The sequence below is a fragment of the [Clostridium] hylemonae DSM 15053 genome (assembly GCF_008281175.1).
Classification (GTDB): Bacteria; Bacillota; Clostridia; order Lachnospirales; family Lachnospiraceae; genus Extibacter; species Extibacter hylemonae.
Genome location: NZ_CP036524.1, coordinates 809820 through 827445 on the forward strand (window position 1 = coordinate 809820; position 17626 = coordinate 827445).

Consider the following 17626-nt stretch of genomic DNA (forward strand, 5'->3'; position numbering starts at 1 on the left):
CGCTATCCTGTGACTGTAACATGGCCGGGGCCGATAAGGCACAACGTATGAAATGAGGAGGTATAAAGAGCATGAAGAATATAGAGTCAGCGCGGAGAAGGTTCAGAAAGGCTGTCATTGTTTTATGCAGTATATCAGCCGCCTGCGTCATGACCGGATGTTCCGCCGTAAGCGGCATGATAGATCAAGTTACGGGGACAAAGGAAGAATGCAGGATCCATGAGAAAGACGTAACAGAATTTACTTATAAGGGAAAGGTCTATACAATTTTGCAGGATACCGTTTCTGAAAAGGAACTGGGAACCTGGGTAGGCTGCATACGGAAGCTGGCCGTCTTAGACCGTGAAAATAATCTTATCACAGAGGTAGATGCGGTCAACTCACCGGTGAAAGATCTGGCAAAAGTTTCAGAAGATAACCCGGAGGCCGCATATACACTCTCCTACGGAAACGTATATCTGGATAAGCAGGACGGTGGGGACCGTCTCATCGTCGGCATAGACGGGACATGGCATAAAGCGGTAGCAAAAGAACTGCTGCAGGAGAAGGACATTGTATTTCAGGTCCGTGAATACAATCCTGCAGAAGACACCGTGTCTATCGCTTCGGGTAACTGTACAGAGATAATATATGGTACAGTCGTTTACCAGATCACAGAGGAAGTCATACCCGGGGAAAAAGTGGATACGTATCTTGGGATGCTGGCAAAGAATATCGTGTTCGATGAGACGACAAAACGTCCGCTGTCAAGGGCAGAACTGTCCCGGATCGACTGGACCGGGAAGGAAACGGCAGGGCAGAAGCGTGTGGAATGGTTTTTCGGGGATGTCTGCGCTGTGTCCGGAACCGATACAGAGGAGGCTGTCGCCGTTGAGATCAACAGTGAATACAGGCTGGCAAAAGCGGTCAGGTAATATGCCCGGCAATCTTGACAGAAGCCCGGAAAAGGCTTAGCATGATAACAGCAAAGATAAAAACACAGCCTGGTTGGTAGTCCAGGCATATCCGTCAGGATATAAGTAACCTTCCTCCTTAGGTCGTCCGTTCTTTGTCTTTGAAAACATTTTAAGGAGGAAATTATCATGGACAAAGTATCGGTAACGGTCAGTGTATATTTTGAGGAACCATTCTGGGTAGGAGTGGTGGAGAGAGTGACAGAAGAAGGGCTGACGGCCTGCAAGGTTACATTCGGAGCAGAGCCCAGGTCTTACGAAGTATATGCTTTCTTTCTCGAAAATTACTACAGACTGCGATTCAGTCCGGCTGTGGAGGCCGCTGTAAGAAAGACGCATGTAAATCCAAAACGGATGCAGCGCAAGGTGCATGAGCAGATGGAGGATAAAGGGCCGGGAACGCGGTCCCAGCAGGCGCTGAAACTGCAGCATGAGCAGATGAAAACAGAGCGGAAAGTGCTCACAAAAGAGCAGAAGGAAGCTGACAAACTGCGGAAATTTGAACTGAAACAGCAAAAGAAAAAGGAAAAGCACCGGGGCAGATAACGCCCCGGTGTTCCCTTTTGTGATACGTGAGAACAAATCAGACTGCATTGTGATATAATCATGACATACAGATGTCGTGATTCCTGTGTTATTCTGGTCTCACACAGAGGAAAGGAGGATGCATATGGCTTCAAGCAGAGAATTTGTAGAATATGTCGCGGACCAGCTCTTGGGAGCAGGAGAGATCACTTACCGGAAAATGTTCGGAGAGTACGGAATGTACTGTGACGGAAAGATCGTCGCGCTGATCTGTCAGGACCAGCTTTTCATAAAGATCACGGAAGCCGGACGTAACGCCTGGCCCGGTCTTGAGGAGGCGCCGCCCTACGAGGGGGCAAAACCATATTTTCTCATAGAGGAGCTTGACGAGAGGGAACGTCTGTGCACATTAGTGAAAGAGACATACAGAGAGCTGCCTGCGCCCGGGCCGAAGAAGAAACGGGCGGAAAGGAAAAAGAATGGAAAAGAAAAAGACGGCAAAGCTGGATTATAAAAAGGAGTACAAGGACTTATATCTTCCCGGGACAAAGCCTGTCATAATTGATGTTCCGGAGATGGTCTTTATACAAGTGGAAGGAGAAGGAGACCCAAATACATCGGCCGCGTATAAAAACGCGATGGAGGTGTTATATGGTCTGTCCTTTGGAATCAAGATGAGCAAGATGAGCGGCAGCCAGCCCGATGGATATTTTGAGTATGTCGTTCCGCCGCTGGAAGGATTGTGGTGGATGGAAGGAGGAGCTTATATCGGAACGGAAAAGCTGGCGGGGCTTAAGGACCAGTTCCGGTGGATCTCCATGATCCGCCAGCCGGAGTTTGTCACACCGGACGTATTTGCATGGGCCAAGGATACTCTGAAGAAAAAGAAACCGGACATTGATCTTTCCCGGACAAAGCTTGTGACGTACACAGAAGGTCTCTGCTGCCAGGTGATGCACATAGGGCCGTACGACGATGAGCCGGCTTCGGTCCGGAAGCTGGAGCAATTTGTGGAGGACAACGGATACAGGTGCGATATAGGAGAGGAACGCCGCCACCATGAGATCTATCTCGGCGACCCGAGGCGGACAAAACCGGAGCGGCTGAGGACTGTGATCCGGCATCCGGTGAAAAAGTTCTGAAAAATAAGAAATTTCGTAAATTTAAGCAGAACAGACAGTAAAAAGCGCCCACATCTGCATATTTTGTGGTAGAATATGAGTAATGTTTATCGGAAAACGAAAGAAAATATAAGTGCAGATGTGGAGTACAGCTATGAAAAGGATTGTGAGATTGGGGCTTCCGCTCGTTGTAGTTATCATTCTGGTCATGAGTTTTGTTTCTGCAAGATCGATGTCAGATATGGAAAATTACAGCAGGCTTATCAACTATGTGGGGATAGTGAGGGGAGCTTCGCAGCGGGTGATCAAGCTTGAGACGAACAACAGGCCGGACGATGCGCTCATTGACTATGTAAGCGGTATCATGGAAGAACTTTTGAGCGGCGAGGGGGAATACGGACTTAAAAGGACCGTCTACAAAGAATTTAACGATGATCTGGAGAAGCTTGGCAGCCGGTGGGATCTGATCAAAGAGGAAATTTCAGATGTGAGGGAAGGAGCCGGCACAGAGAAGCTTCTGAATTCAAGTGAAGAACTGTTTGACATTGCCAACGATACGGTTTTTACTATTGAAGAGTATTCGGGGATGCGTTCGGCGGCTCTGGCCAGACAACTGATCATTACAGGCGTCCTCTGCTTTCTTATCAGTCTGTTTGTCATTATCTATTATGTGAGAGAATATTTTAAGCTGAGCAGAAAGACGGAAAAGCTGGCGGATATGGCCGGGCGTGACAAGCTTACGGGAGCTTTGACGACAGAACGGTTTTATGAGGAGGCACAGAAGGCCATCGACCGGGAGCCTGATGCGAGGATCGCCGTTTTGTATATAGATTTTGAGAATTTCAAATATGTGAACGATGTGTTCGGCTATGAGGTCGGAGATGCCATTCTTCAAAAGTATGTGGAAGTGGTAAAAGCGTCTCTTCGCAATGGAGAACTTCTGTCCCGGACGATGGCGGACCGTTTCGTCCTGCTCCGCTATTACGAGGATAAACAGCGGCTGCTGGAAGAACAGCAGGAGCTGGACCGGCGGTTCGTGAATCTGGATGTTCTGCCGGATAAGCATTCCATAACGGTTGCATGCGGTTTCTGCTGCCGGGAGGACGTCATAGAGCAGCTCGATATACATGGACTCATCAACAGGGCAAACTATGCGCAGAAGACGATAAAGAGCAGGCCGGATGAACATTATGCCTTTTACAATGACAGCATAAGACAGAAGCTGTTCCGGGAGGTGTACCTGACGGACCGTATGCAGGAAGGACTGGACAACAGAGAGTTCCGGGTGTATCTGCAGCCGAAAGTCTCTCCCTATGACGGTATGATAAAAGGGGCGGAAGCGCTCATACGGTGGATCACAACAGACGGAAAATTCATCACGCCCGGGGAGTTTGTCCCTCTGTTTGAAAAGAATCACAGTATAAAAAAGCTGGATACGTATGTGTTCGAGAATGTGTGCCGTCTGATGCAGGAGTGGCATGAAAAAGGGCAGACGGTCGTCCCGGTGTCGGTCAATGTATCGAAGCTGACATTTTATACGGCAGATTTTATTAAGGAATACCGAGAGATAAAAGAGCGTTACGGGATTCCCGACCATATGCTTGAGATAGAGTTCACCGAGACGGTTGCCTGTGAGAATGAGAAATATATGACGCAGATAGTAAAAGAACTGCACGAAAATGGATTTCTCTGCTCCATGGATGATTTCGGGACAGGATATTCTTCACTTGGGATGCTGAAGAATCTGGATATTGACATCCTGAAGCTGGACGCGCTGTTCTTCAGAGAGAGCAAGGACTTAAAAAAGGAACAGATCATCGTAAAAGAGGTACTGCATATGATCTGCCAGCTGAATATCAAGGCAGTGGCGGAAGGGATCGAAACAGACAGCCAGGTCGCCTTTCTGAAAGAATGCGGCTGCGACTTCATACAGGGGTATTATTATTACAGGCCCATGCCGGCGGAGGAATTTGAGGCAGAGCTTAAGAGACAGTACGGTCAGAAGAGATGACCGGTCCGTGTTGAACGGAAGTTAAAAAAATGCAGCCGGCAGTTGAACACACGTCCATTGTGCCGGTACCTGCCTCTGCTGTAAAATAAGGATAACAGATCATAACAGTGGAGGCGGAAGGATGAAGCAGCAGTTAGGAAAGACAATACAGCAGATGCGCAAGGTGCAGGGCTGCACACAGGAACAGATGGCGGAGACATTAGGCGTGTCCGTTGCGGCGGTATCAAAATGGGAAAACGGTGTGAGCTGTCCCGACATCACACTGCTTCCGGCGCTGGCAAGGTATTTGAAGACAGATTTAAATGCCCTGCTTTCTTTTCATGAAAAGATATCGGAACAGGAAGCAGCCGCGGTCGTCAATGAGATGTCTGAGATTTTCTTTCGCAGCGGGTTTGAGGCCGCATATGAGTTTATCATGGAAAAAATAAGGGAATATCCCGGAAGCGATATCCTTTTGCTGAATGGGGCGATGGCGTTAAGCGGAGCGCTCGCGATGGGGAAAGACCCGGAAGAAGCACAGCTATATAAGGACAGGATCGAGCAGCTTTATGAGAGAGCGGCCCGAAGCGAAGACACGGCGGTGCGTGATCAGGCGCGGTACATGCTCGCCTCAGGGTGTATGGCGCGGGGGGAGTATGGCAGGGCAAAAGAGCTGCTGGACGGGCTGCCGGAGGAACAGACCTTTGACAAAAGGCAGATGCAGGTAAATCTCTGCCTTGCGAGAAATGAACTGACGAAGGCCGCGCAGATCGAAGAAAGAAAACTGATGCAGGCGGCGGTCAGCCTGAGCATGGTATTCTCCGTACTCATCGAGATCGCGGTAAGGGAAGGCCGGGAGGAGGACGCGCGTTATCTGGCAGAGGCTGCCGGCAAAGCGGCGGAAGCACTGGATATGTGGGAATATACAGCAGGTATCCCGTGGCTTGAACTGTATGTTCACAGGAAAGACAGGGATAACTGTCTGGAAATATTGGAGAAAATGCTCACTTCTGCGGCCGGACAGTGGGATCATACGTCTTCTCCCCTCTACCGGCACGTGAAGAAAAAGGAAGGGGAAGACCGGCTCGGCGCCAGAATGAGAGAGACATTGATAGCCGCTGTGGAAAGTGACGAACAGTATGCGTTTCTGCACAATACAGAAGCGTGGGAGCGAATAAAAACCGCCGGTTACGGCGCTGACAGGAGCAGTAAAGCAGATGAAACGTAATGTAGACTTAAAGGATATATCAGACGGCAGACTGTATACAGCCAATGATATGGTGAGGGCAGACTGCCGTGACTGTGAGGGCTGTTCGGCCTGCTGCAGGGGGATGGGGAGTTCCATTATTCTGGACCCGCTGGATATAAAAAGACTGTGCTGCGGATGTTCTGCGGACTTTGCAGGACTGATGGAACGGTATATTGAGCTGAATGTGGCGGACGGCATGATCGTGCCGAACCTTAAGATGAACGGACAGGAAGAAGCGTGCGCCTTTCTGGACGGCAGCGGCCGGTGCGGCATCCACGCCTTCCGTCCGGGCATATGCCGGCTGTTTCCGCTTGGACGTTATTACGAAGAAAAGGGATTCCGATACTTTCTTCAGATCCATGAGTGCAGGAAAAAAGACCGCGGCAAGATAAAAGTGAAGAAATGGCTGGACACGCCTGATCTTAAAACGTATGAGCAGTATACGGCAGACTGGCACGGTTTTCTGACAGACTGCCAGGCCGCTGCTGAGACGCTTGACGAAGAACAGGCGCGTATCTTGAACTTGTATGTACTGAAGACATTTTATCAGACAGCATACGAGACGGAACAATTCTACAGTGAGTTTTACGGCAGGCTGGATCAGGCAAGAGAAACGCTCGGGATCTGAATAGGAGGCAGGGACAAAAGCAGGACAGGGAAGTATGATTCCCCGCCCTGCTTTTGTCCTTTTTTCTGCGGATCTGCGGAGACGGACGTCCCTTTATTAGAGGAAATGGTTTTTCGTATGTAACGGATACGTGCAGTCATGATATAATAGTGCATAGATGTAAGGTGTGAAATACAAAAGAAAAAGGACAGACGAAATACGTAAAGAGGTGTTCATATGTATATAGCAGATCTGCACATTCATTCCCGCTTCTCCCGCGCTACAAGCAAAGACTGCACTCCGGAAGCGCTCGATATGTGGGCGAGGCGCAAGGGCATCCACATCGTCGGAACGGGTGACTTCACCCATCCGGCCTGGAGAGAGGAACTGGAAGAGAAGCTCGTTCCCGCGGAGGACGGGCTGTATGTTTTAAAGGAGGAATACCGCATCAAAGATGAGACGGCCGCGGCGGGAGATATCCCCCGGTTCGTCATTACCGGAGAGATCAGTTCCATATACAAAAAGAACGGCAGAGTGCGCAAGGTGCATAACGTGATCCTTCTGCCGGGACTTGAAGCCGCCGAAGCCATCGCAAAAAAGCTTGAGGCTGTCGGAAACATTCATTCTGACGGCAGGCCGATCCTCGGACTTGACTGCCGGGATCTGCTGGAGATAATCCTGGAACTGAGCCCGGACGCCGTCCTCGTGCCTGCGCATATCTGGACGCCGCATTTTTCCCTGTTCGGCGCATTTTCCGGCTTCGACACGGTGGAAGAATGTTTTGAGGATCTCTCCCCATATATTCATGCCATGGAGACCGGACTTTCCTCAGACCCGCCCATGAACTGGCGCGTCTCCGCGCTGGACAGGTATCAGCTCATCTCCAACTCAGACGCCCACTCTCCGGCAAAGCTTGGGAGAGAGGCGAACCTTCTTGATATCGAACTGTCCTACAGCGGACTGAAAGCAGCGGTACAGGAAGGACGGGGGCTGTGCGGCACACTTGAATTCTTTCCGGAGGAGGGAAAGTATCATTTTGACGGGCACAGAAAATGCGGCCTCTGTCTGACGCCGGTGGAGACGGAAAAGTACGGGGGGATCTGTCCTGTCTGCGGGCGGAAGATCACCATCGGCGTGTCCCACAGAGTGGAACAGCTGGCGGACCGGGAGGAAGGGTACAGAAGAAAGGACGCCGCAATGTTCGAGAGTCTCGTGCCTCTGCCGGAGGTGATCGGCGCTTCGGTGGGGCATGCTCCCGCCAGCAGAGGAGTGCAGAAGGAATACCTCAGCATGCTGAAACGTCTCGGACCGGAGTTTGACATATTGAGGACGATACCGGAAGAGGAGATACGCGCCGCGTCCGGTGTGCTGATCGCCGAAGGGATCCGGCGGCTGCGCAGAGGATATGTGGAGCGCATTCCGGGCTTTGACGGGGAATACGGCTCTGTCAGACTGTTTGAACCTCATGAGATAGAGAATACAAGCGGGCAGATGGACTTCTTTGACATGCTCGGCATGAACGTAAAAGAAGTGGGCGCGGAAAATAAAGTGCCGCCGGGACCGGCTGTAAAACAGACAGAAGAACAACGGCCGGGGGAGAAGGAGACAGGGAAGGAAGGTCAGAAGCAAAAAGAACATAAGGCAAAAGAACAGATACCGGAGACAGAGCGGCTCGATCCGGGGCAGGAAAGCGCCGTGAGATCAGCGGCGCGCAGAACCGCGGTTATCGCCGGACCCGGCACAGGCAAGACGAAGACGCTTGTCTCCCATATTCTGTATCTTCTGGAACGAAGAAAAGTAAAACCGTCTGAGATAACGGCGGTGACCTTTACAAACGAGGCGGCCCGGGAGCTGCGGGAGAGAATACAGCGGCAGCTCGGCGGGAGGCGGAGAGTGGGAACGATGCAGGCGGGCACATTCCATGCGGTCTGCCTTGCCTTTCTGAAGGAGCAGGGGCTTTCCTTTTCACTGGCGGATGAGACTGAGGCAAAAGAGATCGCCGCTGAGGCGGCAAAGGAGTCGGGGCTTCACATCACCGGGAAGCAGCTGCTTGAGCAGGTGTCCAGGGAGAAATCTGCAGCGCTTTCTGAGGAAGAAATGAGCCCTCAGGTGAGAGAATATGAGCGCAGGCTGAAAGAGAGAAAGCTTCTTGACTTTGACGGCCTGCTTCTTGAGACACTGCGCCTCATGGAGGCCGGCGCGGCGGCTGACGGCTTCCGGAAGCGTTGCGCGTACCTGCTCGTGGACGAGTTCCAGGATATCAATCCGCTGCAGTACAGGCTTATGAAGGCCTGGAATGAAGGCGGAAGAGAACTCTTTGTCATCGGGGACCCGGATCAGTCCATCTATGGCTTTCGCGGGGCGGACGCAGCCTGCTTTGACCGGCTTCGGGAAGAATATCCGGATCTGGAGGTCATCCGCCTGGAAGAAAATTACCGCTCCACACCCGAGATCGTGGCGCCTGCCATTAAGCTCATCTGCGGCAATCCGGGGGAGGAGCGCACGCTGCGCGCCAACTGTGAAGGAGGCGTCAAAGTGAGACTGGCCGCGGCGGGGACGCCGATGGGCGAGGCGATATTTGTGGCAAAGGAGATCAACCGGCTGGCAGGAGGGATCGGAATGCTGGAGGCGCACGAGATGGACGTAACCCGGGGAGAGAGGAAAGTCAGAGGGTTTGACGATATTGCGGTACTTTACCGCACACACCGGGAGGCGGACATTCTGGAAACGTGCCTGAAGAAAGAGGGGATTCCCTATATCGTGGCCGGACGTGAGTCATATCTTCAGGAGGATATTGTGCGGGGGAGTCTTTTCTTTTTCCGGTATCTTGCGGATGCGCTCGATACGCACGCCAGAGAGCAGGGGCTGAAGCTTCTGTGGGGGCTGGAGCAGAATCCGGTATCAGAGGAAGTATTTGAGCGCATGGCAGAGAAATACCGTCCTCTGTATGCAAAGGAAAAGCCGCAGAAGTTTATGGAACAATGGATACAGGATATACAGGCTGCAGACAACGAGGCGATGAAGAAGCTGTCGGGGATGGCGGTATGTTATAAAGATATGGAAGAGCTTTCTAAAGCGCTGAGCCTGGGCGTGGAGAGCGACCTGAAACGGCGCGGGGACAGGCAGTATAGCTCCGGGGCAGTCACGCTCATGACACTGCACGGCTCCAAAGGGCTGGAATTTCCGGCTGTCCTCATCTTTGGCGTGCGCCGGGGGACGATGCCTTTTGAAAGCGAGCGGCATCCGGCGGACAAGGAGGAAGAGCGCCGGCTGTTCTATGTGGGCATGACAAGGGCAAAAGAAGAACTTATCCTGACCTGCTCCGGGGAGGAATCAGAATTTCTGAACGATGTGCCGGCCGGCCTGATCGTAAGGGAGCAGGCGCATAAAAAGAAGAAAGAAGAAACAGTCCGGCAGCTCAGTCTGTTTGATCTGTAAAATACGCAGATTTTCTGTTGACCCTGACGGAAGGTCATACTGTACAGTGAGATTATCAAAGCAGGAGGAGACGGGAATATGAGAACAGTGAACGAGATATCCAAAATCACAAGTATCAGCGTGCGCACGCTTCATTACTATGACAAGATAGGGCTTCTGAAGCCGACGGCTTACACAGAGGCGGGATACAGGCTTTATGACGATAAGGCACTGGAGACACTTCAGCAGATTCTCTTTTTCCGCGAATTCGATATGCCGCTTAAGGATATCAAAGCGACAATGGAACGTCCTGACTTTGACAGAGAAGCAGTATTGAACAGTCAAAGAGCCATACTGGAAGTTAAAAAGTCGAGACTTGAGCGTTTGATATCCAGTATAGATGGCATTCTGAAAGGAGAGAACGAGATGGATTTTGAAGTGTTCAGCAGGGATGAGATAAAAGAACTATATGATACGATGGTATCAAATATGGAGAGCGGGCAGGTTGACGCCGTTGTCAGAAAATACGGAAGCCTGGAAAAGTACGAGGAACAGTTTATAGAAAAAGCTGGCAGCGGGCGTGCACAAAAGAACCTTCAGAAAGTGACGGAGTGGTACGGCGGCAGAAAAGAGGCGCTGGACGCCGCAAAAAATCCTGCCGGTTCCGGAGTCATGGACGCGTACCAGAAGCGTATCGATAAGATATACCGGAAGATCGCCGCCAAGGCAGGGACGGATGTGAATACATTTGAAGTGAAGGAGCTGATAGGGGAATATGACTTTGTATCGAAGCAGCTGTATCAGATGAAAGATGTGACAGAGCTGCTGCTTGAGATGGCGGATGCGTTTAAAAAGAGCGGTCCTCTCAAAGAATCCATGGAAGAGCAGTACGGTCCAGGAGCTCCGGATTATATAGCGGAGGCGGTGAAAGCGTTTTACGGCAGATAATATAGGACAGGGATATATGGGGCGGAAACCGGGCAGGCTTCCGCCTGTCTTTTATCATGGAGAATTTTTCAGGTGGAGGAGAGGGGACGGATGATGTATAATATAAACAGTGATCAGGACGAAAGGAGGAAGAAAAAATATGGGTGAATTGTCCAAACTGCCGAATATAGGACCGGTCGTAGAGCAGCAGCTGAATGAAGTCGGTATTATGACGGCGGAGCAGCTCAGGGAGACAGGAAGCAGACAGGCCTGGCTTAAGATCAAGGCGATAGACGACTCTGCATGTATTCACAGGCTGCTCGGAATGGAGGGGGCCGTCAGGGGGATCAAGAAGCGCGATCTTCCGCCGGAGGTCAAAGCAGAGCTTAAGGAGTTCTACAATGCTTTCAAATAATAAGGCGAGAATACAGATCATTCTGTCCATGGTGATCTTCGGCACGATCGGGGCCTTTGTGAAGAATATTCCGCTGCCGTCCGCGGAGATAGCGCTGTGGAGGGCTGTGACCGCATTTCTTATGCTCACCGGCGCGGCTGCCGCGGGGGGCAGACTTAAGCAGATCAGGGCTGTGAAGGGAAGGATCCTCATACTGCTCGGATCCGGGGCGGCTTTGGCATTTAACTGGATATTGCTGTTCGAGGCGTACCGGTACACAAGTGTGGCCGTATCTACCCTGTGCTACTACTTCGCCCCAACGCTGATCGTCCTGTCGAGTGTTCTCATATTCAGGGAGAAGCTTAAGGTAAGGCAGGCAGTCTGCTTTGCGGCGTCCACGGCGGGGCTCGTGCTTGTCATAGGAGTGAGCGGAGGGGGAAGCAACGATACGGCAGGGGCGCTTTACGGGCTTGGCGCGGCGGTATGCTACGCAGGGGTCGTATTTTTTAATAAGACGCTCGGGGATATCGACGGACTTGTGCGGACATGGCTCCAGTTTGGGGCAGCCATGCTGATCATGTTTCCTTACGTTATATTTACATGCGGTTTTGCCGTAACCGGTCTGGACGCGAAAGGGACCGTGCTGCTGCTCATAGTGGGAGTCGTACATACGGGAATCACGTACTGCATGTATTTTGCCTCTCTGACAGGGCTCAAAGGGCAGCAGGCAGCCATCTTAAGTTATATCGACCCGATGGTGGCCATACTCGTCTCGTTTATCGTACTTGGGGAGACGGTCACTGTGCCTCAGATCGCAGGAGGGGCAATGATCATCGGGTTCGCCTTTCTGAATGAGGTGAAGGGCAGGAGCAGGCGGAAAGCAAAAGAAAAAATAGAAAGCAGGAAGTAACAGATGCAGATCATCATTTCACCGGCGAAGAAAATGAATGTGAATACAGATGTATTTGCATGTCATGATCTGCCGCCGTACATGGATAAAACAGAATACTTGATGGAATACATGAAGTCACTCACATATGAGCAGTGCAAAGCGATATGGAAATGCAATGATAAGATAGCGAAACTGAACTTCAGGCGGTTTAGCGGCATGGATCTGTACAAAAGCCTGACGCCCGCCATTCTTTCTTATGAGGGGATCCAGTACCAGTATATGGCTCCTGCTGTTATGGAGGACAGGACGTTTGCCTATCTCCAGGAACATCTGCGCATTCTCTCGGGATTTTACGGGATGTTGCGCCCTTTTGACGGTGTTGTTCCGTACCGCCTGGAAATGCAGGCTAAGCTCGGGAGGCACGGAGACTGCCCGCAGATGGATTCGCTGTATGAATACTGGGGGGATACGATGGCCGGGGACATATTTGAGGAAGATAAGGTTATTCTGAATCTGGCTTCAAAGGAATACAGCAAATGCATTACAAGATATCTGCATGACGGCGTCACCTTTGTGACGTGCGTGTTCGGAGAGCTGTCAGAAGGAAAGATAAAGGAAAAGGGGACGCCGGCCAAGATGGCCCGCGGCGAGATGGTACGTTTTCTCGCCGAACACGAAGCACACAGCATGGACGACATCCGAAAGTTTGACCGGCTGGGCTACCGGTACCGGGAAGAGTATTCCGGCGAAGATACGCTCGTGTTTTTGAAAGATGACGGCGGGGCAGCCAGATAGGAGACAGAAAAGGTTAAAGAAGAGAGGACAAAGGGACAGACATACATATGGTTACGAAAGAGACAGACAACTTTAATATAGAACAGATCTGTATCTCCGGCCAGTGCTTCCGCATGGAGCCTATTGACGGCAGTACATATTCCGTCGTGGCGGGAGGACGGTATGTGGAGATCACACAGGAAGGAAAGAGCTGTACGTTCCGCTGCGCAGAAGAGGAGTACGAGAGCTTCTGGCGGCACTACTTTGATTTGGATGAAGACTACGGGGCATATATCAAAAATATCGACGTAAAAGATGACTATTTAAGATCGGCGGCTTTGCTTGGAAGCGGGATCCGGATACTGCGGCAGGATCTGTGGGAGATGACGGCTTCTTTTCTCATCTCCCAGCAAAATAATATCACCCGGATCCGCCGGTGTATCTCCAATATATGTGAAACGTACGGAGAGAAAAGAGAAAGTGCGTCCGGCCGCGTCTATTATACCTTTCCGGAGCCGGAGGCGCTGGCGGAGCTTGAGGAAGACGCCCTGAAAGAATGCAATCTCGGATACAGGAGCAAATATGTTGTGCGCACGGCCAGAAGTATAGCGTACGGGGATGTAAACCTGGATCATATCCGGTCGCTTTCCTATCCGGAGGCGAAGGCTGAACTTTTGAAGCTGTACGGGGTAGGCGATAAGGTGGCGGACTGTATCTGTCTGTTCGGACTTCATCACCTGGATGCGTTTCCGGTGGACACACATATCAGTCAGGCGCTGAAAGCCCATTACCGCAGAGGCTTTCCGAAGCGGCGGTATAAAGGATACCGGGGGGTGATGCAGCAGTATATTTTTTATTATGAATTAAACGGGAAACGCTGATATTACGGCGTATACAGGTGCAGGTCCACGCTGCGTAGACCGGGCAGAACAATGCGTGTATTGTAATGAGAACAGCTTTTGTTATCATAACAGACAGGAGCTGGCAAGGCTAAGAAGCGGCAGCAGACGGGAGGCAGAGTATGGACAATAAGAAAACAGGACAGTTGATCGCCAGAAGAAGAAAGGCAGCAGGCCTGACCCAGAAGGAACTGGCAGAACGGCTCGGTGTCACCAACAAGGCGGTATCCAAATGGGAGACAGGAGGCGGCCTTCCGGATGTAGGCATGCTGAAGGAATTGAGCCGTACACTGGAGATCAGTGTGGATGAACTGCTGGACGGAGAAGAGTACAGCGGACAGGCCGGAGGAAAAAAGAGCGGTATGTACCGGGAGACAGAGGGACATGGGCAGAAGAAAAGAAGGACCGCCGCGGTCATCTGCGTGGTTCCCGCGCTGCTGCTGTTGTGCATGCAGCTCGCATATGTGACGGCCGGGAAAAATACGGTATGGAGTATATCTCAGATTTTCTGCCGTACCTTGTTAATATACTGGCGGCAGTTCTGCTGACTGCCGCGGCCGTACTCATCTGGCGGGAGAAGAAAGCGGTGCGCGTCGGCGCCGCTGTGGCGGGAAGTGTGATCATATTGGCCGCCGGGGCCGCGGGTATCCGTGAGGTGAGGGAGCGCAGCGCAGTATGGAGCCTGTCTCCGGACTACCGGCATATGCTCGTATTAAAATACGAAGAGACGTCGGGCCGTGTGACGACATACCGGGATCAGATCCTCTGGTTTGCAAGAAGGTCAGACCAGTTCCCGTACACTTCCGGGAAAGACATGAAAGTTCAGTGGCTGGCAGATGACGCGTGTGCAGTCACGTACCAGTCACCGGATGACGGAAATGTGCACGAGTATGTGATGACTTACGGCGACCGGGGAGACGGGATCACCACGCCCTACGTATACAATCTCATTACCGGAAGCTGGACGGGAGAGGGCAAAAATATTGCCGGATGGAGCATCAAGACAACAGCGGACGGCCTGGTCGTGCGGTCAGACGGGAGAGTGGAAGAGACATATGCATTTGAAGACTGCGTACAGTTTGGAACGCTGGCTCTCGCCCTGTGCCGGGAAGGACTGCCGCAGTGGACGATAGTGCTGGATGAAAATTGTGTGGCAGGCGAGGACGATTTTCTCGAAGACGGCGGTACGATCTCACTCTGTAAGGTATCTATGGAGAAAACAGCTCCCATGCATTTTACACGGACGGAGGCTCCGGAGTCATTTGAAAGTGACAGAGGAGCAGCGCCCGATGTGGCGGCGTCCGGCAAGACAATGGCGAAGGAAATGAGAGAGATTCTGAAAAAAGACCCGGCCCTTGCCGATTTCCGCTCCAGCCAGCTCGGGTATCTGAAGGTGGCATATGGGCAGGACGATATATTTCAGGCGGCGCGGCTGGCGCTGGAAGAAAACGACAGGCAGTATACAGTGAACGGAATCGATGTCACGCGCAATATCACACATATGGAGCTGCTGGCAGGCGACAAGTACGACTGTCTCGTTCAGATCGATTCCACAGATGTATATTCAGATCCTTACAGTAAGGACGCGGAAGAGCTGGAAATGACGGCCAGCTACAGGCTCATGCGCGGGGAAGGCGTATATCTTGCGTATCAGGTTCCTTACGGGACAGACGGGTCATCCGGGCTGGATGCCCCGGCAGTGAAAAAGGAGCTTGACACAGAAGGCGATCCGGGGTACTCATATTTCGTACCGGGCGAACGGCAGGAGGAACAATAGTTGGAGAAAATGGACGAATTTACATACGATACTGTGCCGGACAATTACAGGGAGAAATATGAAAAATGCCAGAAGAACCGGATAGACGCTTTCGTCATAGTGGCCGGGTACGGAGTGCTGCTGATCGCAGTGATGCTGCAGGCAGTGGGAGTTCTGGCCGGATGGCGTCCGGTTCTTGCGATGATGGCGCTGGCAGCGGTGGCAGAGGCTGTGGTGCTCGGTATCGTCCGGCTTTGTTATCATTGCTCCGGCAAAAAACTGGCCGCGTTGATCAGAAGCCGGGAACAGAGCAGCCTTGTTGGAACATTTTATCCGGACTATCTTTTTGTCGCGTACGGGGATGGACGCAAGGAAAGCATAAGTTATTCGGATATCACAGCAGTGCGTGAGACAGAAGCATATTTTGATATCTGTTCGGGAGCGGCCGGGCTGCGGCTTGATAAAAAATATCTCGGCAGAGACGGGATACTCTGTCTTAGAAACAAGATGAAGAAGCACTGTCCTCATAAGTATACGTGCGGGCTTCTCCCGGAAGATGAGCCGCTTTGCATTGAGATCGGGTGGGGCGAAGGAGACAGGGAACAGGCAGTAGAATGTGCGTCCATGTATATGCTCTATCGGCTCCGGTATTATTATTCAGAAAAAAGGGCGGGATTTGCCAGCGTTCTGGCAGCCGCGGTTTTCTTTATGAATATAAGCAATCCTATGCTGACGGTGACGGTCTGCATGTGTCTGATCGTTGGAGTGTCCATGCTGATTATGCTTGTCCGCTGGCTTGTATTTTGGCTTACCTTAAAAGCGACTAAGAAGAATTATGCAAACCGGCCGCAGGACGCAAAGACGATAGTGGAACTGTCGGCGGAGGAGCTTGTGATCCACACGTACAACAGGGTGATCGGGCTGCCGCTTGACAAGCTGGAAAGTGTGACAGAAGGAGAACGCTTTTTTGCCGTCAATGATCAGTTTATCTTCAAAGGTGATATGTCCGGGGAAGAGCAGTCTGTACTGCGGGGCCGTCTGAAAAAATACTGCAGGGAAGGCTTCCGGTATATCGATGCTGCGGACCCGGTCAGAAATCAGCAGATACGCTCCGCCGTCTCCCTTGTTGTGCAGTTGCTTTTTATCATCCTCATAATCTTGAATTATCACGCACATCCCCTGAGAACAGGTGAGAGCTTCAAAAGCGGTACTGCGCCGGAGGAGAGGCAGGGCAAAAGTGAAGAGAAGACGGATGGTGTGCCGGCAGTTCCGTATGTGGATACGCCGGATAAAGACGCGCTGCACCTGGGGAGCAGGGAACTGCGCATTGAGGACTGTTACTGTGGCAACGCAGTGAACTTAAGCAGTAGATTTTACATTGAAAACGGTATTTTGTACGGAATCTCGGCCAATGAGCACGGCGAACTCGGGAGGGGAGACACGGATGGGCATATCAATGCCCGGGGATACTATCCCCCGTACGAGATAGCGGACGGCGTAAAGCATGTTGCGCTTGGCAAGTATTTTATGCTGTTCATAAATGAAGATAATGAGCTCTGGGGAACAGGTGATATACCAGGAACCGAAGGGAAGATGAAGGTTACGAAGCTGATGGATCATGTCCGGTTCGCGGCCTGCACGGAGGAGGCGATGGCCGTGCTGAAGGAGGACGGAACCGTCTGGTGCGGCGGGACGGTCAAAGACTTATCCGGTGCCGGGATTGTCTCATACAATGGGTTGGAACAGACGCTGTCGCATATGAAGTATGTCACAGCCGGGCAAAATACGCTGGCTGCCATCAGCGATGACAATGTCCTCTGGACATGGGGGGATAACTCCTACGGCCAGTGCGGCCTGCCGGCGGCCAAAGAGAAGGTTCTGGCAGAACCGGTGCAGGTGAGGGAGAAGGTGAAATCCGTCTGGGCGGACGCCCTTCTGTATGACTCCCCGGAGCAGTATCCGCTCTATGACCGGAAGGAGCCGCTTTCCTATGTCAGGCATCAGACTTACATCCAGCAGACAGACGGGGAAGTCTATGCCTGCGGAGAGAATCTCGCATCGGGCGGGGAGGACGTTTTCGTCCGCGTTATGCTGCAGCAGACAGATGTAAGGTGAACATTCT

Annotated in this window: 16 protein-coding genes; all 16 read left to right on the forward strand. The window is 51.8% G+C overall.

The features are described from left to right. Positions 1 to 71 precede the first annotated feature (71 nt). The 16 genes from LAJLEIBI_RS03705 to LAJLEIBI_RS03780 all read left to right on the forward strand — a co-directional run bounded on the left by LAJLEIBI_RS03705 (position 72) and on the right by LAJLEIBI_RS03780 (position 17619). On the forward strand, positions 72 to 914 hold the full coding sequence (locus tag LAJLEIBI_RS03705; protein WP_040435960.1) for a NisI/SpaI family lantibiotic immunity lipoprotein: 843 nt from the start codon (positions 72 to 74) through the stop codon (positions 912 to 914). A gap of 168 nt (positions 915 to 1082) precedes the next feature. After that, on the forward strand, positions 1083 to 1499 hold the full coding sequence (locus tag LAJLEIBI_RS03710) for a YjdF family protein (RefSeq protein WP_006444918.1): 417 nt from the start codon (positions 1083 to 1085) through the stop codon (positions 1497 to 1499). 124 nt (positions 1500 to 1623) lie between these two features. Further along, on the forward strand, positions 1624 to 1992 hold the full coding sequence (locus tag LAJLEIBI_RS03715; protein ID WP_040435961.1) for a TfoX/Sxy family protein: 369 nt from the start codon (positions 1624 to 1626) through the stop codon (positions 1990 to 1992). After that, positions 1958 to 2620, forward strand: a complete 663-nt coding sequence (locus LAJLEIBI_RS03720) for a GyrI-like domain-containing protein (RefSeq protein ID WP_006444920.1) — start codon at positions 1958 to 1960, stop codon at positions 2618 to 2620. The genes LAJLEIBI_RS03715 and LAJLEIBI_RS03720 overlap by 35 nt, the downstream gene beginning before the upstream one ends. Positions 2621 to 2753: 133 nt before the next feature. Next, the gene (locus LAJLEIBI_RS03725) at positions 2754 to 4610 is read left to right on the forward strand and encodes a putative bifunctional diguanylate cyclase/phosphodiesterase (protein ID WP_040435963.1); all 1857 of its coding nucleotides are present in this window, start codon (positions 2754 to 2756) and stop codon (positions 4608 to 4610) included. Positions 4611 to 4731: 121 nt separating this feature from the next. Then, a complete protein-coding gene (locus tag LAJLEIBI_RS03730; protein ID WP_006444923.1) occupies positions 4732 to 5817 on the forward strand; it encodes a helix-turn-helix domain-containing protein in 1086 nt (361 codons plus the stop codon). After that, complete coding sequence (locus tag LAJLEIBI_RS03735) at positions 5807 to 6466, forward strand: YkgJ family cysteine cluster protein (protein ID WP_006444924.1); 660 nt, start codon at positions 5807 to 5809, stop codon at positions 6464 to 6466. Before LAJLEIBI_RS03730 ends, LAJLEIBI_RS03735 begins: the two co-directional genes overlap by 11 nt. Positions 6467 to 6682: 216 nt before the next feature. Further along, complete coding sequence (locus LAJLEIBI_RS03740) at positions 6683 to 9883, forward strand: UvrD-helicase domain-containing protein (RefSeq protein ID WP_006444926.1); 3201 nt, start codon at positions 6683 to 6685, stop codon at positions 9881 to 9883. A gap of 78 nt (positions 9884 to 9961) precedes the next feature. Next, positions 9962 to 10810, forward strand: coding sequence for a MerR family transcriptional regulator (locus LAJLEIBI_RS03745; protein WP_006444927.1), 849 nt, complete (start codon positions 9962 to 9964; stop codon positions 10808 to 10810). 139 nt (positions 10811 to 10949) lie between these two features. Then, entirely contained in the window at positions 10950 to 11204 is a 255-nt protein-coding gene (locus LAJLEIBI_RS03750; RefSeq protein WP_006444928.1) for a TfoX/Sxy family protein, read from the forward strand. Next, the gene (locus LAJLEIBI_RS03755; RefSeq protein ID WP_006444929.1) at positions 11191 to 12093 is read left to right on the forward strand and encodes a DMT family transporter; all 903 of its coding nucleotides are present in this window, start codon (positions 11191 to 11193) and stop codon (positions 12091 to 12093) included. Before LAJLEIBI_RS03750 ends, LAJLEIBI_RS03755 begins: the two co-directional genes overlap by 14 nt. Before the next feature lie 3 nt (positions 12094 to 12096). Beyond that, a complete protein-coding gene (yaaA, locus tag LAJLEIBI_RS03760) occupies positions 12097 to 12870 on the forward strand; it encodes a peroxide stress protein YaaA (RefSeq protein WP_006444930.1) in 774 nt (257 codons plus the stop codon). Positions 12871 to 12917: 47 nt separating this feature from the next. After that, entirely contained in the window at positions 12918 to 13730 is an 813-nt protein-coding gene (locus LAJLEIBI_RS03765) for a DNA-3-methyladenine glycosylase family protein (RefSeq protein ID WP_006444931.1), read from the forward strand. A gap of 140 nt (positions 13731 to 13870) precedes the next feature. Then, on the forward strand, positions 13871 to 14296 hold the full coding sequence (locus tag LAJLEIBI_RS03770) for a helix-turn-helix domain-containing protein (RefSeq protein WP_149301896.1): 426 nt from the start codon (positions 13871 to 13873) through the stop codon (positions 14294 to 14296). Continuing rightward, on the forward strand, positions 14236 to 15525 hold the full coding sequence (locus LAJLEIBI_RS03775; protein ID WP_006444933.1) for a hypothetical protein: 1290 nt from the start codon (positions 14236 to 14238) through the stop codon (positions 15523 to 15525). The genes LAJLEIBI_RS03770 and LAJLEIBI_RS03775 overlap by 61 nt, the downstream gene beginning before the upstream one ends. Positions 15526 to 15534: 9 nt before the next feature. Continuing rightward, positions 15535 to 17619 (forward strand): RCC1 domain-containing protein, encoded by a 2085-nt coding sequence (locus LAJLEIBI_RS03780; RefSeq protein ID WP_154649233.1) that lies wholly within the window; start codon positions 15535 to 15537, stop codon positions 17617 to 17619. Positions 17620 to 17626: the final 7 nt, after the last annotated feature.